At 63.0% G+C, this 23,474-nt stretch carries 26 protein-coding genes; 11 read left to right on the top strand and 15 right to left on the bottom strand.

What is annotated here, in order from left to right:
• Positions 1-5: 5 nt before the first annotated feature.
• From AC1DWA_RS06815 to AC1DWA_RS06825, 3 genes are read right to left on the bottom strand one after another with little or no spacing between them, the layout of a single operon-like run.
• Complete coding sequence (locus AC1DWA_RS06815; RefSeq protein ID WP_019746386.1) at positions 6-674, bottom strand: histidine phosphatase family protein; 669 nt, start codon at positions 672-674, stop codon at positions 6-8.
• Positions 671-1,603: a prephenate dehydratase gene (gene pheA, locus AC1DWA_RS06820; protein WP_029254189.1), complete on the bottom strand. Its 933-nt coding sequence runs from the start codon at positions 1,601-1,603 to the stop codon at positions 671-673. The genes AC1DWA_RS06815 and pheA overlap by 4 nt, the downstream gene beginning before the upstream one ends.
• Before the next feature lie 13 nt (positions 1,604-1,616).
• On the bottom strand, positions 1,617-2,255 hold the full coding sequence (locus AC1DWA_RS06825; protein WP_046377726.1) for a hypothetical protein: 639 nt from the start codon (positions 2,253-2,255) through the stop codon (positions 1,617-1,619).
• A 139-nt stretch (positions 2,256-2,394) separates the two neighbouring features.
• On the opposite strand from AC1DWA_RS06825, the gene AC1DWA_RS06830 reads away from it, so the two are divergent.
• The 5 genes from AC1DWA_RS06830 to AC1DWA_RS06850 all read left to right on the top strand — a co-directional run bounded on the left by AC1DWA_RS06830 (position 2,395) and on the right by AC1DWA_RS06850 (position 6,543).
• Complete coding sequence (locus AC1DWA_RS06830; protein WP_019746383.1) at positions 2,395-3,174, top strand: DUF2470 domain-containing protein; 780 nt, start codon at positions 2,395-2,397, stop codon at positions 3,172-3,174.
• Between the two features lie 10 nt (positions 3,175-3,184).
• Positions 3,185-4,006, top strand: a complete 822-nt coding sequence (locus tag AC1DWA_RS06835) for a CPBP family intramembrane glutamic endopeptidase (protein ID WP_020905746.1) — start codon at positions 3,185-3,187, stop codon at positions 4,004-4,006.
• 148 nt (positions 4,007-4,154) lie between these two features.
• A complete protein-coding gene (locus AC1DWA_RS06840) occupies positions 4,155-5,390 on the top strand; it encodes an LCP family glycopolymer transferase (RefSeq protein ID WP_020968096.1) in 1,236 nt (411 codons plus the stop codon).
• Between the two features lie 99 nt (positions 5,391-5,489).
• Positions 5,490-5,960: a hypothetical protein gene (locus AC1DWA_RS06845; protein WP_019746380.1), complete on the top strand. Its 471-nt coding sequence runs from the start codon at positions 5,490-5,492 to the stop codon at positions 5,958-5,960.
• Between the two features lie 37 nt (positions 5,961-5,997).
• Positions 5,998-6,543, top strand: coding sequence for a ferritin (locus tag AC1DWA_RS06850; protein ID WP_020905744.1), 546 nt, complete (start codon positions 5,998-6,000; stop codon positions 6,541-6,543).
• An 11-nt stretch (positions 6,544-6,554) separates the two neighbouring features.
• On the opposite strand, the gene AC1DWA_RS06855 is transcribed toward AC1DWA_RS06850, so the two are convergent.
• The gene (locus AC1DWA_RS06855) at positions 6,555-7,496 is read right to left on the bottom strand and encodes a cytochrome c oxidase assembly protein (RefSeq protein WP_283310317.1); all 942 of its coding nucleotides are present in this window, start codon (positions 7,494-7,496) and stop codon (positions 6,555-6,557) included.
• Between the two features lie 126 nt (positions 7,497-7,622).
• Here AC1DWA_RS06855 and AC1DWA_RS06860 point away from each other — a divergent pair, with 126 nt between their 5' ends.
• On the top strand, positions 7,623-8,267 hold the full coding sequence (locus AC1DWA_RS06860) for a DsbA family protein (protein ID WP_021342427.1): 645 nt from the start codon (positions 7,623-7,625) through the stop codon (positions 8,265-8,267).
• Here AC1DWA_RS06860 and AC1DWA_RS06865 read toward each other — a convergent pair whose 3' ends face one another.
• The 3 genes from AC1DWA_RS06865 to AC1DWA_RS06875 are packed head-to-tail and all read right to left on the bottom strand — an operon-like array spanning position 8,268 to position 10,229.
• Positions 8,268-9,215 carry a M56 family metallopeptidase gene (locus AC1DWA_RS06865; protein ID WP_477846176.1) on the bottom strand — a complete coding sequence of 316 codons (948 nt, stop codon included), beginning with the start codon at positions 9,213-9,215 and terminating at the stop codon, positions 8,268-8,270.
• Positions 9,212-9,571, bottom strand: a complete 360-nt coding sequence (locus AC1DWA_RS06870) for a BlaI/MecI/CopY family transcriptional regulator (protein ID WP_019746375.1) — start codon at positions 9,569-9,571, stop codon at positions 9,212-9,214. The genes AC1DWA_RS06865 and AC1DWA_RS06870 overlap by 4 nt, the downstream gene beginning before the upstream one ends.
• 28 nt (positions 9,572-9,599) lie before the next feature.
• Positions 9,600-10,229 (bottom strand): M23 family metallopeptidase, encoded by a 630-nt coding sequence (locus AC1DWA_RS06875; RefSeq protein WP_477846177.1) that lies wholly within the window; start codon positions 10,227-10,229, stop codon positions 9,600-9,602.
• A 179-nt stretch (positions 10,230-10,408) separates the two neighbouring features.
• On the opposite strand from AC1DWA_RS06875, the gene AC1DWA_RS06880 reads away from it, so the two are divergent.
• Complete coding sequence (locus tag AC1DWA_RS06880; protein ID WP_029254183.1) at positions 10,409-11,335, top strand: cation diffusion facilitator family transporter; 927 nt, start codon at positions 10,409-10,411, stop codon at positions 11,333-11,335.
• A 154-nt stretch (positions 11,336-11,489) separates the two neighbouring features.
• Positions 11,490-12,035, top strand: a complete 546-nt coding sequence (locus AC1DWA_RS06885; protein ID WP_024487904.1) for a ferritin — start codon at positions 11,490-11,492, stop codon at positions 12,033-12,035.
• On the opposite strand, the gene AC1DWA_RS06890 is transcribed toward AC1DWA_RS06885, so the two are convergent.
• From AC1DWA_RS06890 to AC1DWA_RS06905, 4 genes are read right to left on the bottom strand one after another with little or no spacing between them, the layout of a single operon-like run.
• Complete coding sequence (locus tag AC1DWA_RS06890; RefSeq protein ID WP_020905739.1) at positions 12,032-12,850, bottom strand: alpha/beta fold hydrolase; 819 nt, start codon at positions 12,848-12,850, stop codon at positions 12,032-12,034. The genes AC1DWA_RS06885 and AC1DWA_RS06890 overlap by 4 nt on opposite strands.
• Before the next feature lie 53 nt (positions 12,851-12,903).
• Positions 12,904-13,818, bottom strand: a complete 915-nt coding sequence (locus AC1DWA_RS06895) for a DUF5926 family protein (protein ID WP_024487903.1) — start codon at positions 13,816-13,818, stop codon at positions 12,904-12,906.
• Between the two features lie 11 nt (positions 13,819-13,829).
• Positions 13,830-14,594: a glycerophosphodiester phosphodiesterase gene (locus AC1DWA_RS06900; RefSeq protein ID WP_019746370.1), complete on the bottom strand. Its 765-nt coding sequence runs from the start codon at positions 14,592-14,594 to the stop codon at positions 13,830-13,832.
• Positions 14,591-15,550 carry a DUF4328 domain-containing protein gene (locus tag AC1DWA_RS06905; RefSeq protein WP_477846178.1) on the bottom strand — a complete coding sequence of 320 codons (960 nt, stop codon included), beginning with the start codon at positions 15,548-15,550 and terminating at the stop codon, positions 14,591-14,593. The genes AC1DWA_RS06900 and AC1DWA_RS06905 overlap by 4 nt, the downstream gene beginning before the upstream one ends.
• A gap of 415 nt (positions 15,551-15,965) precedes the next feature.
• Between AC1DWA_RS06905 and AC1DWA_RS06910 the strand changes: the two genes are divergently transcribed.
• Together AC1DWA_RS06910 and AC1DWA_RS06915 are read left to right on the top strand one after the other, a co-directional pair.
• Entirely contained in the window at positions 15,966-17,747 is a 1,782-nt protein-coding gene (locus AC1DWA_RS06910; RefSeq protein WP_020905736.1) for a hypothetical protein, read from the top strand.
• 16 nt (positions 17,748-17,763) lie between these two features.
• The gene (locus tag AC1DWA_RS06915) at positions 17,764-18,693 is read left to right on the top strand and encodes an LLM class F420-dependent oxidoreductase (RefSeq protein ID WP_070384785.1); all 930 of its coding nucleotides are present in this window, start codon (positions 17,764-17,766) and stop codon (positions 18,691-18,693) included.
• 15 nt (positions 18,694-18,708) lie between these two features.
• Here the strand turns inward: AC1DWA_RS06915 and AC1DWA_RS06920 are convergent, their stop codons facing one another.
• The 3 genes from AC1DWA_RS06920 to AC1DWA_RS06930 form a co-directional block, all read right to left on the bottom strand.
• Complete coding sequence (locus AC1DWA_RS06920; RefSeq protein ID WP_223257952.1) at positions 18,709-19,305, bottom strand: Rv1733c family protein; 597 nt, start codon at positions 19,303-19,305, stop codon at positions 18,709-18,711.
• Between the two features lie 111 nt (positions 19,306-19,416).
• Positions 19,417-20,130 carry a peptide-methionine (S)-S-oxide reductase MsrA gene (msrA, locus tag AC1DWA_RS06925; RefSeq protein ID WP_020905733.1) on the bottom strand — a complete coding sequence of 238 codons (714 nt, stop codon included), beginning with the start codon at positions 20,128-20,130 and terminating at the stop codon, positions 19,417-19,419.
• Positions 20,069-21,247 (bottom strand): acyltransferase family protein, encoded by a 1,179-nt coding sequence (locus tag AC1DWA_RS06930; protein ID WP_020968085.1) that lies wholly within the window; start codon positions 21,245-21,247, stop codon positions 20,069-20,071. The genes msrA and AC1DWA_RS06930 overlap by 62 nt, the downstream gene beginning before the upstream one ends.
• A 260-nt stretch (positions 21,248-21,507) precedes the next feature.
• Between AC1DWA_RS06930 and AC1DWA_RS06935 the strand changes: the two genes are divergently transcribed.
• Positions 21,508-22,131, top strand: coding sequence for a superoxide dismutase (locus AC1DWA_RS06935; RefSeq protein ID WP_003944189.1), 624 nt, complete (start codon positions 21,508-21,510; stop codon positions 22,129-22,131).
• Here AC1DWA_RS06935 and AC1DWA_RS06940 read toward each other — a convergent pair.
• Complete coding sequence (locus AC1DWA_RS06940) at positions 22,064-23,473, bottom strand: YhgE/Pip domain-containing protein (RefSeq protein ID WP_477916538.1); 1,410 nt, start codon at positions 23,471-23,473, stop codon at positions 22,064-22,066. The two genes, AC1DWA_RS06935 and AC1DWA_RS06940, sit on opposite strands and share 68 nt — an antisense overlap.
• Position 23,474: the final 1 nt, after the last annotated feature.

The raw sequence follows: 23,474 nt of genomic DNA on the forward strand, positions 1-23,474 counted from the left end.
GTCCGTCAGCCCATCACGTCGTCGGCGCCGGGGATGAGTCGGTGCTCGAACGGCGGGTTGACGGCTCCCCAGCGTAGGCACTCCCAGCCGCCATCAGCTGAGGGCAACAGTTCGACGGTCTCGGTGTTGGCCAAGTGGTTGTTGGCTGCGAACAGTCCGGGGACACCGGCAAGCTGGGCGGCGACAAGACGAATCGCAGCACCATGACTCACCACGACGATGTCGCCGCCGTCTCGTGAGCCTTCGAGAAATTCTTCGCGCAGCGCATTGACGACGGGGACGTACCGTTCCAGGACGTCGTATCCCGTTTCACCGCCGGGAATGCGAGCGCCGAGGTTGCCGGTGTGCCAGTGATGGAACGTCTCCATGAACAGTCGGTGCGCGGCCTCGTCGGTGCGATCCTCGAGGTCACCGGCCTGGACCTCGTGCAGTCCGTCCCGCACATCCAGGGATACGCCGGCGGCCTGCTCCACAAAACCTGCGGTCTGCCGGGCACGCAAAGCCAAGGACGATACGAGCGCCAGAGGAGGCGCCGAAGCCAGACCGATGCCCAACGTCTCGGCCTGCGCCAACCCTTCCGGCGTGAGCTTTGCTCCGGGCAGAGCGGTGTCGAGACGTTTGGCGACATTCGCCTCCGTCTGACCGTGCCGAACGAGGATGAGCCTTCCGGTCATCGTTCTCCCCCTCCATGCTTGAGCTGGTCGATCCACCGAATCGCTTCTTCGTCCGAAGGAGGTTGTGGCCCGGTCGAATTCGCTGTCGCCCACGACCCCAGGAAGCGGACTCCGGATTTGCGATGCAGTGCACGCATCGCCTCGGCCACCAGCGAGTCCTCGACGTGTCCGACGCAGTCCACGAAGAACCGGTACGTACCCAATTCCGTTCGCATCGGACGTGATTCGATCCGAGTCAGATCGATACCGCGAGCGGCGAATTCGGAGAGTGCGCGCACCAGGGAGCCGGGAGCGTTGTCGAGGTGAAGCACCAGCGCGGTCCGATCGGCACCGGTCCGTTCGGGAACCGGAGCCGGCTTGGTGACCAGCACGAAGCGTGTACGGGCGCCGCCCACATCGGCGACGTTGTCCGCCAGGCTGTCGAGTCCGAGCATCTGACCGGCCAAAGCCGTGGAGACACCGGCGTCGACCGTTCCGGCCTGCACGTCCAGCGCCGCACCGGCGTTGGACGAGGCCAACACCACCTCGGCCTGGGGCAGGTTCTCGGCGATCCATCCGCGGACCTGTGCGCCCGCATGCGGATAGGCCCCGATCGTGCGGACCTGGTCGGCGGTGGTCCCCGCGCGAACCAGGATGGAGAAACTCACGTCCAGATCGGTTTCGGCAACGATCTGCAGGGGCGAACCGAGAGCGAGTGAATCGAGCGTCGGCGCTACGCCGCCTTCCACCGAGTTCTCGAAGGGAACTACGGCCCCGTCCACGGAACCGTCGCGAACCATGTCGAGAGTCGCCGGCGGACTGCCGGCCGGTACTCGCTCGACGGTTTCGCCGAACGCGCCCTCAGCCTCCAACTGGGCGAGAGCTATCTCCGTGAAGGTTCCCGACGGACCGAAATACGCGATTCTTGGCACGCCTAAAAGATTACGCATCGACCCACGCCGGTCACTGCAAACCCGCGGCACGCAGAGCCGTTTCCACCGCAGGCAGATCCGCGACCTCGATCGTGAGCAGCACCTCGCGCATCGCGGACGCGGCTTCCGGGATCAGCGCGGCGAGTTTTTCGGGCTTCGGATCGACTATCGCGGCGCGCACGTCGTCGCCGCGTAGTGCAGCGACGGTGCCACACAGTAGGGCGATCACCTCGTCGCCGTCGGCTGCGCGGGCTACGAAACCGACGGACTCGTGCGCGAGCACCGCCAGGAAATCAGCCACTTCGGTGGGCGCGAGACCGGCGGCGAGTCCGGGGATCCGTCCACCTTCGCACAGGCGCAGCGCCGCTTCGGCGGGTGTCAGATCCTCTTCGCCGCCGTCGACGTACACCGCGAGCGGAGCGGGCAGACGTAGCGCGATCGCGTCGTCGATCTGGTCGGTGGTGACGTCGACGTCGAAACGGACGGCCTCGTACGACGCATCCGTGTCCGCGCGCAGTTCTTCCGGATCGATATCGAGGCGAACGACAACCCGGCCTGCTGCTTCGCCACCGATCAGCGCCGACGCCGGAACGACCGGGAGAAAGAGTGCTTCGAGGAGTCCGCGCGAGTTTCTCGGGGCGGGCAGCCCGAGTGAAAGAGGAATGGCCACAGACAAACCGTAACCCCGGCGCAGGCGGCGGATTCCACGCGAGTTGCGCAAAAGTCTTGCGATTCACACCGAAGCGCCTTAGGTTAGGGTTACCTCATCATCCGATGGAGTTCGAGAGAACACCCGCCAAGGGGGCAGCATGGCAACGAAGACCAGCACCGGCCCGTCCACCGCCGAACGCGTCCGCAGCGCCTGTGTGCGCGCACAGGACGCAGTTCTCGCCATCGAAGGCAGCGATCCCACCGTCACGTCGGTGCATCACCTGCGTTCGAACGGTGACGTCGTCGTTGCAGTCCCACATGCCTCCGCAGCTGCGGCCCTGGCCTGGAACTCCGGCGGCGGCGGACTGCCTGCCGTCCTCGAGATCACCGATCACGCACCACTGCGGCTGCGTGAGCCCGTGCGCTCCCTCGTGTGGCTTCGCGGCTCGTTGCACGCCGTGCCCGACTACGAGGCACGCGTTCTCGCCGACGACGTCGCATCCGAACATCCCCACCCGGGGCTCCTCGACATCGGCCACACCTCGGTCCTCCTTCGCCTGAGCCTGGCCTCGGCCGTTGTCGCCGACTCGACGGGGGCAGAGCCCGTCGCCGTGGACGAGTTGCTGAACGCCAGCCCCGATCCCTTCTGGGAAATGGAGACGGCGTGGCTGCAGCATCTCGACGAAGACCACCGCGATCTCGTGGACCTGCTCGTGCGCAAGCTTCCCCCGTACATGCGCACCGGACGCGTTCGCCCACTCGGCATCGACCGCTACGGACTGCGCCTGCGGGTCGAGGATCACACCGGTGACCGCGACGTGTGGATGCCGTTCGCCAACCCCGTCGACGACGCTCCCGCGCTGAGCCGTGCCATCCGAATGCTTGTCGGGTGCCCTTTCCTCAACGGCCTCCGATCGGGTGGCGCTGCAAACGGCTAGCGTTGCGCGGGTGAATGCCCGCGAAACCGTCCGCACCTGGTTACGGCCGCCGTCTCCCGTTCGAACGGACCCGGAACTAGATCCCGCCGCCAGACGCGGAATCCGGATCGAGATCACTATCGTTCTGCTGGTCACCTTCGGGCTCAGCGGATTGTCCGGGATCCTTTCGCTCGCCGAATCCTTGGCGACGCCGGTTGCGCTCTCGGATCAGACGGTTGCACTCAACCCGTCGCGCGCTGCCATCGACTGGATCGACCTGGCGCGCCAATTACTCGGCGTTGCAAAGCTTCTCGCGTGGGCAGCGCTGGGACTCTATCTACTGTGGCGTTCGGGGATCGGTCCACGTGCTGCGGGCCTGACTCCCAAACCTCGATTCGGTCGCGACATAGCTCCGGGATTCGGCCTCGCCGCTGTGATCGGCCTCCCCGGACTCTTGTTCTACCTCGTCGCTCAGGCACTGAGCATCAACCTCACCGTCCAAGCCAGCGCGCTCGACGACCACTGGTGGCGGGTGCCGATCCTCGTACTGTCCGCGATCGCGAACTCGGGCGCCGAAGAGGTACTGGTCGTCGCCTACCTGATCACTCGCCTCCGAACACTCGGCTGGAGCGAGAACAAATCTCTGCTCGCGTCCTCGCTCCTGCGCGGTAGTTATCACCTCTACCAAGGGTTCGGCGGCGGTGTGGGAAACGTGATCATGGGGCTCGTGTTCGGTCGATACTGGCAGCGCACCGGCAAGCTGTGGCCGCTGATCATCGCCCACGCGCTCATCGACATGGTGGCGTTCATCGGTTACGCCCTCCTGCGCGATCACGTCTCCTGGCTGCCGTGACCGGTACCGTGAACTGGTGACCGGCGACTCCGAATATCCTCAGCGCCCTCCGCGGCGCCAGCCGCCAGGGCCACCTCCGCGGCGCCAGCCGCCCCCGCGTGGACCGATGCCACCCCGTCAGGGCCCACCCCCGCAGCGGCGCCCACCGATGCCGCCCGAAGGGCCGACGGTCATTCGCCGCGACGGACGTCCACCGCAGCAGAATCCGGCCAATCAGGCCTGGTCACAGGTCCCACCAGAAGCGCCGCAGCAACCCAGGCGTGAGGACTGGGCGCCGACCCAACGCCCGCAGCCGTTCCAGGACGACCCCCGCAGGCAGGGGCCGCCGCGTCAGGATCCGCAACGCCAGGCGAAGTACGCACCCGCGCCGCCGCGCCGAACCCCGCCGAACGCCCCGCCTCGCCCTCCTGAACCCCCGAAGCAGCGACGCCCACGCAAGCGTCGCAGCTGGGGTAAACGTATCGGCATCACGTTGTTGGTCTTGCTGCTCGCGCTGGCCGGCGCGGTCTATTACGTCGACAGTTCGCTCAATCGAATCGACGCGCTGCCCGACTACGCGGGACGCGTCGCCGATACTCCGGGCACGAACTGGCTCATCGTCGGCTCCGACAGTCGTGAGGGACTCACACCCGAGCAGGAGCAAGCGCTTGCGACAGGTGGTGACACCGGCCCCAAGCGCACTGACACGGTCATCTTGGTCCACGTTCCCAAGAGCGGGAAGACGACCATGGTCAGCATCCCTCGCGATTCGTACGTTCCGATTCCCGGCTACGGCTCGGACAAGATCAACGCCGCCTTCGCTTTCGGTGGTGCCCCCTTGCTGGTGCAGACCGTCGAGGAGGCAACCGGACTTCGCATCGACCACTATGCCGAGATCGGATTCAGCGGGTTCGCCGGCATCGTCGACGCCGTCGGTGGCGTCAATGTATGCCTGACGCAGGCGATCGACGATCCGCTGGCCGGAATCAACCTCCCCGCCGGATGCCAAGACTTGAAGGGTTCGGATGCACTCGGGTTCGTACGGACCCGAGCAACCGCGCTCGCAGACCTCGACCGCATGAACAACCAGCGCCAGTTCATGTCGGCGTTGCTGTCGAAGGCGACGAGTCCGAGTACGTTCCTCAATCCGTTCCGGTTGTGGCCGCTCGTCTCCGATACGGCCAAGTCTTTGCAGGTCGACGAGGGCGATCACATCTGGAATCTGGCCTCACTCGCCTGGGCGCTTCGCGGCGGGATGACCACCACGACGGTTCCCGTCGCCGGTTTCGAGGACGTGGACGGGTCGGGCAACGTGTTGTTGTGGGACAAGGCACGCGCTTCGCAATTCTTCGACGCCCTGGCCAACGATCAGCAGATTCCGCAGGATCTGATCACCACGGGGTGATTGCCCTGAGTTTCGGTAGTACCCCGGGAGGACAGGCCGAGCGAACAAATCGCTTTCCGGCAGGACGCGGAACGGCCGGCGGAAAAATACCGTGAAGGTATGAACACAGCACACCGCCGATTCCGCACTGCCGCCGTCATCGCCGCCTCGGCCGGAGCGGCTTTACTGGCCACGTCCTGCTCGGGCACCTTCGACAAGTTCGACGAGTCGAAGGCATACAAGAAAACCGAAACCTTCTCTTTTGCACAAGCATCCAACGGAATCGACACACTGCCGAGTTGGGTTCCCGCCGGCGCGACGGGTATCGACGAGGTCATCCGCACCACCGGCAACGAACGCATCCTGCGCATGACTGCGAACATCACGGAGATAGATCACAACAGCTGCATCGCACGACCTACCGTCGAAACTCGTCCGGCATCGCTGTCCGCACAGTGGTGGCCGACGGGGGTCGAGAAGGGCAGTTCTTTTCAGTGCGGCGACTGGTACGTCGGCGAAAAGGACTCGTTCGTCTACGGATACCGGCCGGAAACTCTCGACTTCATCATCGATCAGCTCGACAACAAGTAGCTCCCTGTCCGTGCCGCCGACCCAGTAATCTGTTGGGATGACACAGGCGAAGAACTCGAGCGAATTCACCACTCTGCTGCGTCAGCAGATCCGTAACGAGTTCACTGCATCGCAGCAGTACATCGCGGTAGCGGTGTACTTCGATGCACACGATCTTCCGCAGATGGCCGCGCGCTTCTACAGCCAGGCCACCGAGGAACGCGGTCACGCGATGATGATGATCCAGTACCTGCTCGACAACGACCTCGACGTGGACGTACCGGGTGTCGACGACGTCGTGACGAAGTTCGACAGCGTCCGTGCCCCGGTCGAATTGGCACTCGAGCAGGAGAAGACGGTCACCGAGCAGATCACGCAGTTGGCGCGCACCGCGCGCGATACCGGCGACTACCTGGGCGAGCAGTTCATGCAGTGGTTCCTCAAGGAGCAGGTCGAGGAAGTTGCAAGCATGACAACACTTCTCACCATCGTCGACCGCGCCGGCGACAACCTCTTCCACCTCGAAACGTTTGTCGCACGCGAGATGAACACACCGGCAGCTGCCGACGCAATGGCGCCGACACCCGCCGGCGGCGGCGTCTGAGGGCCACCGGTCTACCGAGTCTCCGGCCGCTCGGCGGCGCTCAGTGATCTGAGGAAGTTGTTGTATGCCTCCAGATCACTGTCGCCGTCGATCTCGGCGCGGCGGTCCTGGGCGGCATTCATCCGTTTGTCGTCCCGGTTCCAGCGCATCGCGAAGATCACGACCACCACCAGCGCGACGGGCTCACCGTACGACCACGCAAGGGCACCGGCCAACTGCTGGTCCTGCATCACGTCCACGCCCCACTCGGGAGGCGGATTCACGAACGTGGTCAGCAGCGGCTTTGTCGCCATCATGAGGACGACTCCGATGAACACGTGCAGCGGCATCTCCACGAAAAGGTCGAAACACCGGCCGAGATAGCTTTGCCGCACCGGCAGTGGTCCGGTGGCGAGCACGGGCATGATGAAGAGCAGACCGCTGGCGAGAAAGAAGATTTCGAGAAAGACGTGTCCGGCCGGCAATCCCGAGACGGCGTCGAAGATCGGCGACAGGTAGATCCCGTAGTAGCTGAACAGAAAGACCGGGATCGTGAACCCGGGGTGCAACATCCACCGTGCCGGACGGCTGCGCAATGCCGACAGTGCAAGCGCCAGAACATTTCTCCCGGGACCTCGATGCGACGTCGAACGCAGTAGCAACAGTCCTGGCGAGCCCAGCACCCACAGCGGCGGGATCGCCATCGAGAGCGTCAAATGTTGGAACATCCAGACACTGAAGAGTTCGTTCCCGTAACTTTCGACCTTCGAACCGGTCACGGCGATCAACAGCAAGCATCCGGCCAGAAAACACGCAGTTCGATACCAGGGCCATAGCCGTCCCCGCGCACGCACACGGTGCATTGACCACCAATACCAAAGCGCCAGAACAGCTCCCAGCAGAACAATAGGCGACAGGGACGAGAAGTCCCAGGTCAACATCTGTCCGATCGACGGCGGCGCCAGACCGTTCACCTCCGATTCACGGGCGAACCCTCCTTCGAATCCTTTCGGGTACCGTCGACTCTACACCTAAATACTATGTTGAATAGTATTTAAGTATTCGACGGAAGGTCAAGGTACACAGCAGTGTCCAGAAGCATGAAGATATCCGCCGCCCTGATCGCGTTGTTCGCGGTAGCACTGATCACGTTCATCACCGTCGATCCGATCAGGGCGGACAACGAGAGCACCGATCGGGCAGCACAATCCACCGCCGTCCTGACCGACGACGCGTACCGATTGACCTCGGCCGCTGACGACAAAGTGAATCTTGTCGAGTTCCTCGACTTCGAATGTGAGGCCTGCCTCGCGCTGTACCCGACGATGGAGCGAATCAGAGCCGAGTACGAGGATCGAATCACATTCGGCATCAGATACTTTCCGATTCCGAGTCACACCAACAGCACTCTCGCGGCGCAGGTCGTCGAATCCGCATCTCGCCAGGGCAAGTTCGTCGAGATGTATCAACGGATGTACGAGACTCAGTCGCAGTGGGGTGAATCCGCCGAATCGCAGGAGGCACTGTTTCGCTCCTACGCACAAGATCTCGGCCTGGACATGACCCGATTCGAATCCGACCTCAGCAGCCGCGGCGTCCGCGAGCGGGTCGAGCGCGACTTCAACGAGGGCAAACGCCTTGGCGTCCAGGGCACCCCGACGCTGTTCCTCAACGACGTGAAGCTGGCCCAGATGCCGAGCTACGAAGATCTGAAAGCCCAGATCGACTCAGCCTTGGAGCAATGATCAGGTCAGAACAGCGCAGATACCGGCGGAGACGGCCACCGTCACGGCTGCGGCAACGGCCGTCGTGATGGCCGCCGGCACGCACGCCGCAACCGCGCAGGTCAGTCGCCGAGGCGACGCCACGTCGCCGTCGACCAGGGAACGCAATCGCACTGCGGTCGCGCCGCCCCGATCGCCCAAGCTCCAGTCCGGCTGAGGCAGCGGCGATTTCGACACCACGGCAAGGGCGGAACGCACTGCAGCCGGGCTGGTGACGCGAGCGGCGTGCCGGTCCGCCGACAGTTCCACGATCGCGCCGACGGCAGCAGGTGCCGCCGCGAACAACGGCACTCCCGGCAGAACAGCGGCCAAGACTTCACAGGCACCGACGATTCGGTGATGACCGCCGCTCAGGTGCGCACGCTCGTGCGCGAGGACCGCGTCACGCTCGCCCCCGGTAAGAGCGGATGACAAGCCTTGTGTCGCAACAACAAATCCAGGCTTTCCGGCGACACTGTAGGCCATCGGCAGCGGATGATCCAACCACAACACGTCGGACTCCGAGTTGTCGCGGCGCGCGACGATCGAGAGAACATCACGATGGAAATCTCGGACTCTCGCGTGCTCACGTGCCTGTTTGCGGCCGGCCAGCACGATCCGAACAGCGATCAAACCCACCACACCAACGGCTGTACCGGTGATCAGTTCACCCACCCATGAACTCGTGCCGTGCGCGAAGGCGCTGAAACACCGAGCGATACCGTCGACCAGCCCCTCGACCGGCGCGTGGCTCGGCCACACCAGAACCAAGACCGCGGAGAGAGCGAGATACAGAGCCGACGCCATACTGCCGAGCCACGCCGCGAGCATCACCGTCGGTGACAACGTCGAGGAAACGGCCCGTAACGCTCTCGGAACCAAAAATCCGACGAATACCGCACCGAGAAGCATCGGCAAGGCCAGTGTCATTGCGCGCCTTCCCCGGAAAGTCCTCGGCGCAGGGCCTCGTTCTCAGCGTCCGTCATTGTCTTCGCGAAGTGCAACAGCACGGCAGCGGAATCGGAACTGCTGTCCAACAATTCGCGCAGTGCCCTGGATGTGGCCTCTTCACGGCTGCGACTCGGCCGATAGAAGTAGGCGCGACTCTTCTTCTCACGACTCACCCAGCCCTTGTCGTAGAGATGAGTCACGACGGTCAGGATGGTGGTGTACGCGAGTTGTCGACGCTCACCCAAGATCTCGACCAGATCCTTGACCGAGAGCGCGTCGTCGGACTGCCAGAGCACATCCATGACCTCGGCTTCGAGTCCGCCCAGCCCCTGCATTGCTCCTCCATCGCGTCGTGACAGAACTTCAGCCGCTCGCGGCCTTCTCCCCGAACGACACGCCCCGGGAATTCAGATACGCGAGCGGATCCGTCTTCTGCCCGTCAGATTGCCACACCTCGTAGTGCAGGTGCGGTCCCGTCGATTGTCCACGATTGCCGACGGTCGCGATCAGTTCACCCGCCCGCACCTTCTGACCGGCAACCACGAGCGCCTCGTTGATGTGCCCGTAGACGCCGACGGTCCCGTCGTCCTGCTGGATGCGGACCCAGAGCCCGAATCCCGCGGCGGGACCGGATTCGAGCACAACACCGTCGGTCGCCGAGACGATGGGCGTACCGATCGAGTTTGCGATGTCGAGACCGTAATGGGTTGTTCCCCAGCGTGGACCGAAGTTGGACGTCATCGTCCCGCTGACGGGGGCCATCACCAGCGGCTTTTCTGCCTCGTACGCCAACGCCGCCCGTTCGGCTTCGAGTTGTCTCGTCTTACCGAGTTGTTCGGCTATCCCGGCAAGATCCGTCGTCCGAACAAGGTCGAGTATCTCCGGCACCGACACCAGCGCTGGACCTTCCGCTGCAACTGGAAGCGGCGATGCGTGCCCGATGGAAGTGCCGGACGCCAGGATTGCACCCGTCGCCACGGAAACCGCGGCCATGCGCCCGCCGGGTCTGATCGGCTCGGATTTTCGATGTCTTCCCACTTCTCGGTCCTCGCGTCGATGACAAATGAAGGTCTACGCCGCCACCTTACAACTATGTTGCATAGTTTTTAAGACATGCACTATTGCGCATATATGCATATGTGTCTAGGCTGACGTCGACGAAAGGACCTTCGATGTCACACGGACACGGGCACGGAATCTCTCCCGCCGAGGCTGCGACCAGCAACAGCGGCAAGCATGTCAACAAACTGTGGATCGCCGCCGGCCTCGGGTTGGTGACGTTCGTGCTGCAGGTGACGGTCGGCTTCTTCACCTCGTCGCTGGCGCTGCTTTCGGACTCGGCGCACGTGTTCACCGACATCTTCGGCATCTTCATGGCGCTCGCCGCGATCCTCGTCGCACAGCGCGCAGCACGGCGCCCGGATCGCACTTTCGGCATGTACCGCACGGAAGTGTTTGCGGCACTGGCCAATGCGATCCTGCTCTTCGCAGTCGCCGGGTGGGTGCTCTACGAGGCTGCCAGCCGATTCTCGGATCCGCCCGAGGTTCCGGGCCTCCCCGTCGCGATAGTCGCCGTCGTCGGTTTGGCGATGAACGTCATCGCCTTCCTGATGCTCCGCAGCGGCGCGAAGGAAAGCATCAACATCCGCGGCGCCTACCTCGAAGTCATGGCGGACATGATCGGGTCCATCGGCGTCCTCGTCAGCGGCTTGGTCACGCTCGCTTTCGGTTGGCGCTACGCCGACCCCGTCATCGGCGTCGCCATCGGCCTTTTCGTCTTGCCGCGCGCCTTCAACCTGGGCCGCCATGCCGTCCGCATCTTGCTCCAGCAGGCTCCCGATCGCATCGACGTCACCTCGATACTCGAGAAGATCAACACACTCCCGGGAGTCGTCGACGCGCACGATCTGCACGTCTGGACACTCACCTCGGGGATGGAAGTTGCTTCCGTTCACGTCACCGCGGCCAGTGACGCCGATCCCACTACGGTGCTCGCGGCCACCCAAACCTTGCTGGCCGAGGTATTCGACCTGGAGCACGCCACCGTGCAGGTGGAACTCCAGGGAAGTGACGGTAAATGCACGGAACTCGCCTGGTGAAAAGGACATTCCTAAATGAAACATTCGCTTTCGGGCCAATGGATAACCGCACCGAATTCGAAAAGAAATTAGGTCTTCTTTAGTTTGGGAACGCTTACCACAATAAGGTCAGACTGGGATGACAGGGCCTCTGACCTGCACTATCTTGGAATTCATGACTTCTGGGGAGACTCACATGACCAAATTCCACGCACTACTCCGAGACCAGATTCGCAACGAGTTCAACGCTTCGCATCAGTACATCGCGACAGCGGTTTACTTCGACAATGCGGACCTGCCACAGCTGGCAAAGCACTTCTACAAGCAGGCTGTGGAAGAGCGTAACCACGCCATGATGATCGTTCAGTATTTCCTCGATCGCGACATCAACGTCGAACTCACCGGCGTCGACGCCGCGAAGGCCGACTTCAAGGATGCCCGTGAGCCCATCGCTCTCGCGCTGACGCAGGAGAAGACGGTCACCGAGCAGATCGTCCAGCTCGCGAGCACTGCCCGCGAAGAAGGCGACTACCTCGGCGAGCAGTTCATGCAGTGGTTCCTCAAGGAGCAGGTCGAGGAAGTTGCCAGCATGACAACACTTCTCACCATCGCGGACCGCGCAGGCGCCAACCTGTTCGACCTCGAAGACTTCGTGTCCCGCGAGATGAGCACCGTCGGTGACACCACCGGTGCGCCGAACGCAGCAGGCGGAACCATCTAGCCTGCAGCACTCACGGATTTTGCCCTCGAGCCGAACGGTTCGCTTCCTGCCAGCAGGATCGAACTGATCAGCTCGGGGGCATCTGTCATCGGTACGTGCCCCAGTCCGGGCAAAACCATCAACTTCGCCTGCGGGAACGGCTTTTTCACGCGCTGCGCTTGGTACACGGGCAGAATGAGATCGCGTCGACCCCACGCAACCGTCACCGGCACAGTGGGATCCACGATGGGCGGCAACACGAAGTCCATCTCGAGACCGAGATCGACGAGTTCGTTGGACACGAGCGAACGGCAGTCGGCCAACGCCGCCGCATAACCGACATGACTCGGATGAGCGAAGAACGCGGCGAGCGCCGGATAGCGAATCAGCTTGTACCGCAATGCACGTGGCAGACCATCGCCCATGAGCTTGGCCGTGCCGCGCAGTGCACGGAACGTGTTGATCGCCCGCACCTGATCGAGGTGATTGACAAAGAACCCGGCCGGCGAAAGAGCTGTCGCCGACGCGACGTCTCCGCGCGCGGCCAGCGAGAGTGCAATCCATCCGCCGAGTGAGTTTCCGGCGACGTGGGCGCGCTCCCCCGCCGGAGTCACTTCCTTGACGAACTCACTGACGTCGTCGATCAGCTGTCCCATGACGTCCGGACCGAGTTCGGGCAGCACGGACTCTCCGTGACCTGGCAGGTCGACCGTGACCACACGGCGATACGGCGTCAGCTGGTCCAAAAGCGAATCCCACGCCTGCCGTCGATGGACGATGCCATGGACGAGCACAAGCGTGGGACCGCTACCGGAGATGTCGTGCGACAAAGTCATGCCGCCAACATTAACCGTAACTTTGCGTAACGCCTATAGTTCTGGCGAAAAAATCAGCGCAGCGTGACCTGGCGTCCGCGCAGGCCGTCGCGCGAGCGCAGCTCGGCCGAGTTCAGCGGAGCATCGACAGCCAGAGCCTCGGCAAGACGCTCACCGAGCTCGACGGTTGCCGCTACCCACTCGTTTGCATGCTTTTCGCGGTCGAGGTCGAAGACGGGGACCAACAGGCCGTGGGTGCGGAACGAGCCTGCGTAGCGCGAGCCCTCACCCAGGTGCAGTCCACCGGTCGCGTGCACGCGCGCCAACGCGAGCATCAGGTCGTCTTCGCTCTCGGGGCGAACCCAACGCAGGTGCGCCTTCTCGCCGGCGTCGACCCACCACGCGGCAACGAGGCCGTCGCCTTCGAGGCGTGCAGAGGGCATGATCGCCGAGTTGGCGTGCTGCACGGTGGCGGCAACCTCAGGATCGGTTTCGACGCCTTCCGGAATCCACCAGTTGAAGTTCTGGTGCACCGTGATGTCGAGCAGAGCCGAGGGATCGACAACCTCGGTGACGGCGGGTGTCTCGGAATCGGGGTTCGCGGCAGAAAGCGCGTCGCCGGGGGCCGCGTCCTTGATCCAGTTCACCGAAGCGGCGAGGTCTGCGCCGAGGTCGGCAGAGTGCGCCTGAACCTGGACACCGACAAATCCGGTGGCCGTCTCGCCCTCGTCGCGGACGAGGGCGGCAACAGCGCCGGGGAGGACCGTCGCCAACGTGACGGGACGGTCGGAGCCGATGACCGGCAACGGAGCCGTGGCGGACGGAACGAATTCGCGCAGCGCGACCAGATCGCACTCGGCGGCAAGGCCCTCGAACGGGCGGTTCACTGCGCCGGCAGCGGCTTCACGCTCTGCTTGGCGTGCCGCCAGCTTCTCTGCGCGTGCGCTGCCCTGCTTCGGTCCACTGTTTCTTTTGCTCTTCTTGGCCACGAGGGCAAAATCTACACGCTGCCCAGCCATTGCTTCGTGCGCCCGGGATGGTTGGTGGCCACCCAACTGACCCCGAGCTCACGACACAGGTCCACATCCGCCTTGTCGTCGACGGTCCAGCAGTACGTCGCGCGACCCGCAGCGGCAGCCCGATCGACCAGATCGGGATGTTCGCGCAGCGCCTTGATCGACGGCCCGATCGCCGTGGCGCCGACAGCCGTCGACGCACCACCGCCGAGGTATCGCGACGCGTCACCGAGCAGGACCGTCGGCAGCAGCGGTGCCGAACGACGCACTCGCCAAACCGCAGTAGCCGAGAAAGACATGACCACAGCGCGAGAGTGATCGGCCGACGGCGGCGACGCGATCCCGAAGCGGTGCAGTTCCGCGAGAAGTTTTGCTTCGACCAGGCCGCCGAATCGCACTGGGTGCTTGGTTTCGATGAACAGCTTCACCGGGCGCGCGAAATCCAGGGCGAGGGTGATGAGGTCGGAGAGAGTCAGCAGTTCGGCCGGTTCGCTCGTCGACCCGTAGTCCAGAGCGTTCAGCGAATCGAGCGTCATCTCGCTGACGATCCCCGTGCCACTGGAGGTGCGATCGACCTTGCGGTCGTGAACGCAGACCAGGTGCCCGTCGCGGGTGAGGCGGACGTCGCATTCGAGCCCGTCGGCACCCTCCTCGAGGGCCAGTTCGTAGGCGGCGAGGGTGTGCTCCGGCCGCGCAGCCGACGCACCTCGGTGCGCAACGACGAGTGGACCTCGACGATCTGGGCTCACAGGGCAGCGGTCTCCTTCTCGTCCAACTCCGTCTTCTCTTCCAACACCGAGCGCGGCACTGGCACCCATCGAGTTTCCGATTCGGGTTCGCCGCGCCAACTCTTGCGCTCGATCCGTCGGATCACGACGAGCGTCAACGCCGCGGTGACGGCTGCGACCAATGCGATGAACGCGTTCAGCAGAACCCCGTCGGCCATTGCCTGAATCCCCGGGCGTGATCGCCAGTACGCGTTGACCACCAGCAGCAGAGCGCTGAATCCCCAGAAGCCCCACCAGATCTTCACCAGCAGAGTTCCGCGCGGATCGCGGCGGACCAACTCGAAGAGATAAACGGCCGGCATCACGAGGTTGAGGATCGGCACAGCGCAGCCGACGACAACTTCCGACGCTGTGCGCGGATCGGATTCACAGCCACCTGCGAAGTGTTCACGACGCCGACGAAGCAGCCAGCACACACCGGCGACAGCCGCGAAGACCGAGATCAGCAGTCCACCCAACTGAGTGAAGTACACGGCGGCGTCGGAGACCGTGAGAAGCCACTGCGGGATCAGCGTGGTGCGGTTACGCACCAGGATCGCGTACCTGCCCAGTTCGGCGAACACAGCGAGTCCGTAGAGGATTGTCGCGAGTGTCAGCAACGGCCCGACTCGGTCGGCCATCCGGTCCGCTCGCGAGGGCGGCACCGGTGAGGTGTCGACGATGTCCTGGAGTCCCCACTGCGGGACGGCGTCGTAGCGCGGAGTGGCGAGGCTACGACGCACTGGTGCGTCCCCCACGCCGCGTGGGTCGGACGGTGAGCGCGCGATCCAGCGGAAGCCTCGACGGTTGGGTGGTTGGTAGATCTCGGTGCGGGTGGGGATCAGCAGGACGCCGCTGCAGCGCGGGCACCACTGCGTGGGGCCGCCGACTACGGGCCAGCGTGCGGCGCACCGGGCGCAGACCTGAACGACACTCACAACTTCGATTCTGTCACGCCGTATCGGTAACGGCAGCAAATGGATTCACTCCCGATTTGTGATCGAACCTCCACCGCGTTCACCTGCATTGTTCGAATAATGTGACCTCCGCCACTTAAAAACTCGAGTTATCCACAGTTTCCACAGGTTCATCCACAGTTCTGGATGAATGAATCGGGCTTTATCCACAGGTCACGGGCAAGACCCTGAGAATTTGCTGACAGGTGTTAGCGAACGATGCACAGGCTCGAGGATGAATTTGACACCGCAGGTCAGTGAACTTTTGGGCGTCGGCGTCATTTATCCCGGCAAAGTTCACAATCCATTCAGAAATTGCTCCCGAAAAGACAGAAAAGACCGTTATCCCTTTTTTGCGGGAAGTCGGTTTTTGACACACCTGGAAGCATGTCCGTCGATGACTTCTCCACAGCCCGAGCCAACTCTGACGTTCACCCCGAAACGGGTCGCGCAGCTCGCGTTCGTGTTGATCGGATGTCAGCTCGTCATTCGCGCCTGGGTTGCCGCGAGCAATTACTTCTACTGGGACGACCTCATCCTGATGGGCCGCGGAGGACGCTTCCCTCTCTTCTCGAGCGAACTCCTGCTCTACGACCACGACGGTCACTTCATGCCCGCGGCCTTCTTCTTCACCGGGTTGATCACCCGCATCGCGCCGTACAACTGGGCGCTGTCGGCAACGCTGCTCGTCATCGGCCAGGCCGCGGCGTCGTTGGCGCTTCTGCGCACTCTTCGGTTGGTCCTTGGTTGGCGACCGGCGCTGTTGATTCCGCTGATCCTGTATCTCTTCGTCCCGCTGACCCTTCCGTCGTTCTCGTGGTGGGCGGCCGCACTCAACGCCTTGCCGCTTCAGATCGCGCTTGCCTGGGCATGCGGCGACGCGATCAAGCTGTACCGCACCGGACATGTGCGCTACGTGTTCTCGGGCACCGCGGTTTTTGTCGTCTCTCTGCTGTTCTTCGAGAAGGCAGTGCTCGTTCCGTTCGTAGCACTCGCTTTTCTGGTGCTGTACTTGCGCACACAAGGTGAAGGAACGCCGATACGAAGTGCGGTCACGAAGTGCCGACGCCTGTGGACGGCCTGCGCCGCCGTGCTCGCGATCTGGATTCCGGTGTATCTGACAACTGTCGAATCTCCGATCACCGGCAACGGCCGTTCCATGTCCACCGAACTGCTGCATCACGGCACGTCTTTGGGGATGCTTCCCACCCTTCTCGGCGGCCCCTGGCGCTGGGAGCGGTGGATCCCCAGCCCCGCCTGGGCCGATCCGCCGACGGTCTTGGTGGCCGCAGCCTGGGCCGCGCTGCTGACGACGGTCGTGATGACCGTGCGTGCCCGACGCGGCGCTGCCTGGATCTGGGCCGCCGCGGCGCTGTACTTCCTGGCCTCCGTCGTGGCGATGACCGCCACTCGATCCGACGCCGACACCACGTACGAGTTGGCGCAGACCTTGCGTTACTTCACGGATTCGGCGACGGTGTTCGCCCTCGCCGCCGCTCTGATTCTCGCCGCGCCCCGGCGACGTCCGGCCCGAATACCCGTCGCAGTCGCCGCCGGCCTGTCGGCGCTCTTCGTGGTCAGTTCGCTCGTCTCGACCGTCACGTTCGTCGACATCTGGCGCGAGAACCCGACTCGCGACTACCTCGCCAACGCGCGAATGTCGTTGTCACAGAATCAGGATGCTCCACTGCTCGAGCAACCCGTCGCGATCGAAGTGCTCCTTCCCGTCGCCTTTCCGAACAATTTGGCAAGCAATGTTCTCGCGCCACTGCCTGATCGCCCCGAATTCTCTTCCAGCACTCCGATTCTGCGCACCATCGACGACAGCGGACGGATTGTCGATGCCGAAGTGACCTGGACGAGAAGGATTCCCGAAGGAGCGGCACCGAACTGCGGCACCCGCGCCGAAGGCCCGACCGAATTCCCCCTCGACGGCCCCCTGGCCGGCTGGGAATGGACGGTGCAGCTCAATTACCTCGCGAGCACCGACGGAACGATCGATGTTGCGTTGGAGTCCGGCGACGCAGTATCGGTACCCGTGACGCAGGGTTTGCACTCGGCATTCGTGCGCCTGGTAGGCCACGGAAACAGTGTGAAGATCACGCCGACGACGCCGGGACTGACGCTGTGTTTCGGCGCCGGACAAGTCGGTGCCGTCGTCCCGACCTCCGCAAAATAGTGGCAGAGTAGAAGTCATGGAGCTGCGTATATTCACCGAACCCCAGCAGGGCGCTACCTACGAACAACTACTGACTGTTGCCCAGACCGCCGAAAAACTCGGCTACGGCGCATTTTTCCGCTCGGACCACTATCTCGCCATGAATTCCGACGGCCTTCCCGGGCCCACCGACGCGTGGATCACGCTCGCCGGAATCGCCCGCGAAACATCCACCATCCGCCTCGGCACTCTGGTGACGTCGGCTACGTTCCGTCACGCCGGACCGCTGGCCATCTCGGTCGCACAGGTCGATCAGATGAGTGGTGGCCGCGTAGACCTCGGCATCGGTGCCGGCTGGTACGAGGAAGAGCACCAGGCGTACGGCATCCCGTTCCCGGCGCTCAAGGATCGCTTCGAACTGCTCGAGGAAACTCTCGACGTAGTGACCGGCCTGTGGCGTACGCCGGTCGGCGACACGTTCGACTACGACGGTAAGCACGTGCAGATCAAGAACTCTCCCGCGCTTCCCAAACCGCACCAGGTCGACGGTCCGCCGATCCTGATCGGTGGCACGGGCAAGAAGAAGACTCCGGCACTCGCCGCTCGGTTCGCGAACGAGTTCAACATCCCGTTCAAGTCCCTCGCGGAAACAAAGGACATCTTTGCGCGGGTTCGTCAGGCTTGCGTCGAGCACGAGCGCGATCCGAACGAATTGGTGTACTCCAACGCTCTCGTCCTGTGCTGCGGCCGCGACGAGGCGGAGATCAAGAAGCGCGCCGAAGCGATCGGACGCGACGTGGACGAGCTACGTGAGAACGGTCTGGCCGGAACACCTTCGGAGCTGGTCGACAAGATCGGCACTTTCGCCGAGGCCGGTTCACAGCGCGTGTATCTGCAGACTCTCGATCTGGCCGATCTGGATCATCTCGAACTCGTCGCAAGCGAGGTCATGCCCCAACTGCAGTGAGGAAAGGTCCGGGATCTACAGCGCGTTCGCGTCGAGGAACGCGCGTAGGTCTCGGTCCCACTGGGCCGAGCGGGAACGATCGAGAAAGACCCGCACCAGCATGAACGCGATGACCAACAGGGACATCACGCTGAACCAGGTGAAAACCCCGGTGACCACGGCTGCGACGTCGGCAGCACTCTGCGTGATCGGAGCTACGGTCTTGTCGCCGTGATCGTTGACGTAGATGGGGACCTCGGTGCCGACGGGCGTCGCCGAGTCGACAGTGACATCACCCGTGTGAACCTCGCCGTTCCAGTTCCATTGCGCGCTGGCCATTTCGGTGGTCGGTGCAATGTAATCGGCTGTCGAGGGGGTGGTCTGCGTCGAGTCTGCAGTCGTCGTCGCCGAAATGCTGTGTAGTTCGGCGGATTGTTTGGCGATCAGTGCGTTCTGGCTCGAAGCCGTCGCAGCCCCTGCCCATACCGCGAGAGGCAGCAGAAGAATCGCGAAAATGATCAGACCGAAGGACATGAATCCTTCGATCCGATCACTGCGGCGAACCATCGGATCGTGGCCTACATGAATGGTGCGTCGGAGCAGCGACGCAGTTCCTCGCGTACTACCTGACATTATTAGCTCAGTTCTCTCGACGACACACTCTTACATCGAGATTCCCTTTGTTTCGATCTAGTTGCAAGTGTTAACGAGCTGAATCACATGTGTCCTCCAACACCTGTCCAGTTATTCACTCGGCGGAAGGATGTCCGTCTGCGCCGGAACCTGATCCTGACGGAGCAATCCGACCGGGCAACTGACGCCGGTGGCATGCACCGGGCAGTAGCCGCCGGGGTTCTTCGCCAAATACTGCTGGTGGTAATCCTCCGCGTAGAAGAAGTCGCGCAGCGGACCGATTTCGGTGGTGATCGCGCCGTATCCGGCTTCGGCAAGTCGTTCACCGAAAGCGACGGCCGACGCATGAGCGATTTCTTCCTGCTCGGCGGACGTCGTGAAGATCGCCGAACGGTACTGCGAGCCCTGGTCGTTACCCTGACGCATCCCCTGCGTCGGATCGTGGTTCTCCCAGAAGTGCGCCAGGATCTGCTCGTAGGAGATCACTGCGGGATCGAAGACCACCAGCACCACTTCGGTGTGACCCGTACGTCCGGAGCACGTTTCTTCGTACGTCGGGTTGGGGGTGAAGCCTCCCGCATAACCCGCAGCGGTTGTGTACACACCGGGAAGCTGCCAGAACTCCTTCTCGGCGCCCCAGAAACAACCCATCCCGACGACGACGGTCTGCAGTTCGGCCGGAAACGGCGGCGTCAACGGATGCCCGTTGACGTAGTGCGCGGTAGGTACCGGCATTTTCTGCTCTCGCCCGGGCAGGGCGTCCTCAGGCGCGATCAGCGTGGATTTTGCGGACGCTCGTCCCAGAATGTCGTCGTACCAGCTCATGCTTCGATGCTACGCGTGAGCGGCTGTTTCGCCACGCCGTGACCGCGCGGGCGCCGGGCAGCTCCACCCACCGGTAGCCGATTTCTGCTACCGCGGCCGTTGCCAGAAGGAACAGCGCGAACGCCAGCGTCGGTCCGACGTACAAAACGGTGTTCTCGACAACGCGGTACAGGATCAGGGTGTGCACGAGATAGATGATGTAACTGCGCGTCGAAAGCCATTTCACGACCGACCAGCGCGTCGGGACACCGTCGTAGCGGCCGATGAGAACTACCGCTGCGGCGACTACCGAAATGGTCCACAGGTAGTGCTCGCCGGCCCAGTAGACGCGGAACTGGGTCGCCACGATGATGACGTGCATCTGAACGAGGACGGCAACGATCAGCCAGCGGCCGGGAGCGAGCTTGGCCCACGCGAGGTACATGATCTGACCGAGGAAGACAGCCGGCAGCGTCGCGGCGATCTTGGACAGCATCGGCACGGTGTACGGCAACGGCGCGTAGACGTTGTAGAGCAGCACCAATGAGCACAGTGCTCCGCCGGCGAGCGGCATGACGATTGGACGCAGACGCAATATCGGTCGAGCCGCGACGCAGGCGAGATAGAAGAGGAACTGGACGGTGAGCGTCCAGGTCACTCCGAGAACCGCTACCTCGGGCTTGAGAAAGAATCCGCCGAGAAAAAAGCTCATCAACGCTTCGGTATCGGAAATACCTTCCTGACCGCTGAACATTCCGTTGATTCCGAGGCGGACCAGAAGAATGGCAATCGCGGTTGCCACCCAGAATGCAGGCAGCAGGCGGCTGAATCGGTTGGTCAAGAACTTTCCGGGGCCGTCACGAATCGCGGACCGCGTCACCAGAGCGCCGGTCAGCATCATGAATACCGCGACGCCGACAAAAGAGAGGTGCTGGTTGAGTTCGGCGGGCTCGATCAGAACGCCGTAAACGACGTCGATCACCCACCAACCCGAGCCGAGATCGTCGATGACGTAAAAAGAAATGTGGGAGTAGATCACGGCGGCAACCGCCAGTGCTCGCAGCAGGTCAGCGCCCGGAAGATTCACCCGAGGCGCGGCCGCCTCTGGTGATTCCGGGAGGAAAACTGGTGCGGGCATCGCGCAAGTTTAAGGTTCCGTTCACTTTTACGACGAATTTGCGCATATTAGCTTACCCTTAGATCCAACTAAGTTCGGTTAACCAAACTTTATTCTTTGGTGATTACTACCTGAGCCGGACTGTTGCGGACGGTGTACGAATGTTATTGGGTGGAAACCCGAAGAATGATTTGCACATACGCGAGTGACGTCACGCCGTGACCGGTGATCGACGCACTCTAAAGCACCAGGGCTCACCAGCCCGCAAAGAAGGGACCCTCGTGTCTGTTTACACGCTGCCGGAACTCCCCTACGACTACGCAGCCCTCGAGCCGCACATCTCGGGCAAGATCATGGAGCTGCATCACGACAAGCACCACGCGGCTTACGTTGCCGGCGCCAACGCTGCACTCGAGAAGCTGGCCGAGGCTCGTGAGAACGACACCATCGCAGCGCAGGCCAACCTGCTCGAGAAGAACCTGGCGTTCCACCTCGGTGGCCACACCAACCACACCGTTTTCTGGAACAACCTCAGCGCTGACGGTGGCGACAAGCCCGAAGGCGAGCTCGCCGCAGCGATCGACGACAACTTCGGTTCGTTCGATCTCTTCCGCGCTCACTTCTCCGCGAACGCCAACGCCATCCAGGGCTCCGGCTGGTCCATCCTCGCGTGGGACTCGATCGGACAGCGTCTGATCATCGTCCAGCTCTACGATCAGCAGGGCAACATCTCCATCGGCCTCACGCCGCTGCTGCTCCTCGACATGTGGGAGCACGCTTTCTACCTCGACTACCAGAACGTCAAGGGCGACTACGTCAAGGCATTCTGGAACATCGTCAACTGGAACGACGTTTCGGCCCGCTTCGACCGTGCACGTACCCAGACCGCAGGTCTGATCGTCTAGTCACAGCTCTTCTTGCGAACGGCGGCGCCTCACCAGAGGCGCCGCCGTTAGCCAGAGCGCCACCGAGCAGGACCGTCGTGGCTCCGAAGACCAATGCCAGTGTGCGAGTTCCGGAGTCACCGCTGCTCGCGCTGGTCTGATTCACGGCCACCGGATCCGACAGCACCGAGGTCAACTGAACCTGCTGCGGAGTGGTCATCGCCGGAATGCCGGATTTTGCGCCGTCGAGGCCCGTGACCAATGACTTGGCGATCCCTTGCAGCGTCGTGAATCCCTGGGTGATCTGATCGGTCACGTCGCCGAGCATCTGCGGTGCCTGATCGGCGATGGGGATGAGTCCGTCGTTCAATTGTCCGGCAGCACTGCTCAGTTGATCGCTCGCGCCTTGCAGCTGCCCGACAGCGGTGCGGACTAGATCACCGAGCTCCGTATCGGGTCCGACCGAGCCACCCAACAACGCCGGAACGGTGCCCAATTGCGCATTCAGCGCACCGAGATCCGAACTCACACCGGCCAGTTGCGCTGTCACGTCGGGCGGGATCGGAAGGCCGTTCAACGCAGTTTGCAACGTGTCGATCCGTGTCTTCAATTCCGCGGTCGACGACGACGCCTCCCCCAGCGTCAGGCCCAGTGAGTCAGCGCGCGTGGCCAGCTCTTCCGCCGACCCCGACGCCTGATCGACCACGCCGGATACCTGGTCCGCCACGCTCATCAACTCCAACGCTCCCGAGCGTGCGGTCTCGAGATACGGCAGCAGAGTGCCTGCGCCTGCCTTCACCTGATCGATGGACTTTCCGGCCTCATTGGTGCCGGCGACCAGAATCTGTGCGGTGGTGAGGTTTTGATCGATCGAGCGCCGCGCGGCCGAAGTCTGAGCCAGCAAACCCTTGATTCCGTCCGCGCCGACCTGCGCCGATACGGCCCGAGTCAACTCGGCGGACTTCTCCGAGTCCGAGCCATTCACCGCCAGTTCGACACTGGCTTGGCGGGGATCAGTGCCGAACATCGACGCGACGGTTTCGCTGAAGTCTTCCGGCACCGTCAACGTCGCGAAGTAGTTCCCGCCGGGGTTGTCGACCACCTGGAAGTCGAAGTCTTCGTTCTTGCCCAACGTGTCCACCAGGGTGTCGCCGGCCCGAAGTTCCTTGCCGTCAAGCGTGGTTCCCGCGTCGGCGTTCACGATCGCGACGGTGTTCGAGGAATCGGCACCGCCCGCGAAGATCACGAACCCGATCCCCGCCACCGCAGCCGCGACAATCGCGGCCACACCACCCACTGCCAGCCGTCGACCGAGGCGTGACGGCTGGCGGTGGGAGTTCTCGGTGGTGTTCTCGGCGCTCATG

The sequence above is a fragment of the Rhodococcus sp. P4_F3_2 genome (assembly GCF_056401335.1).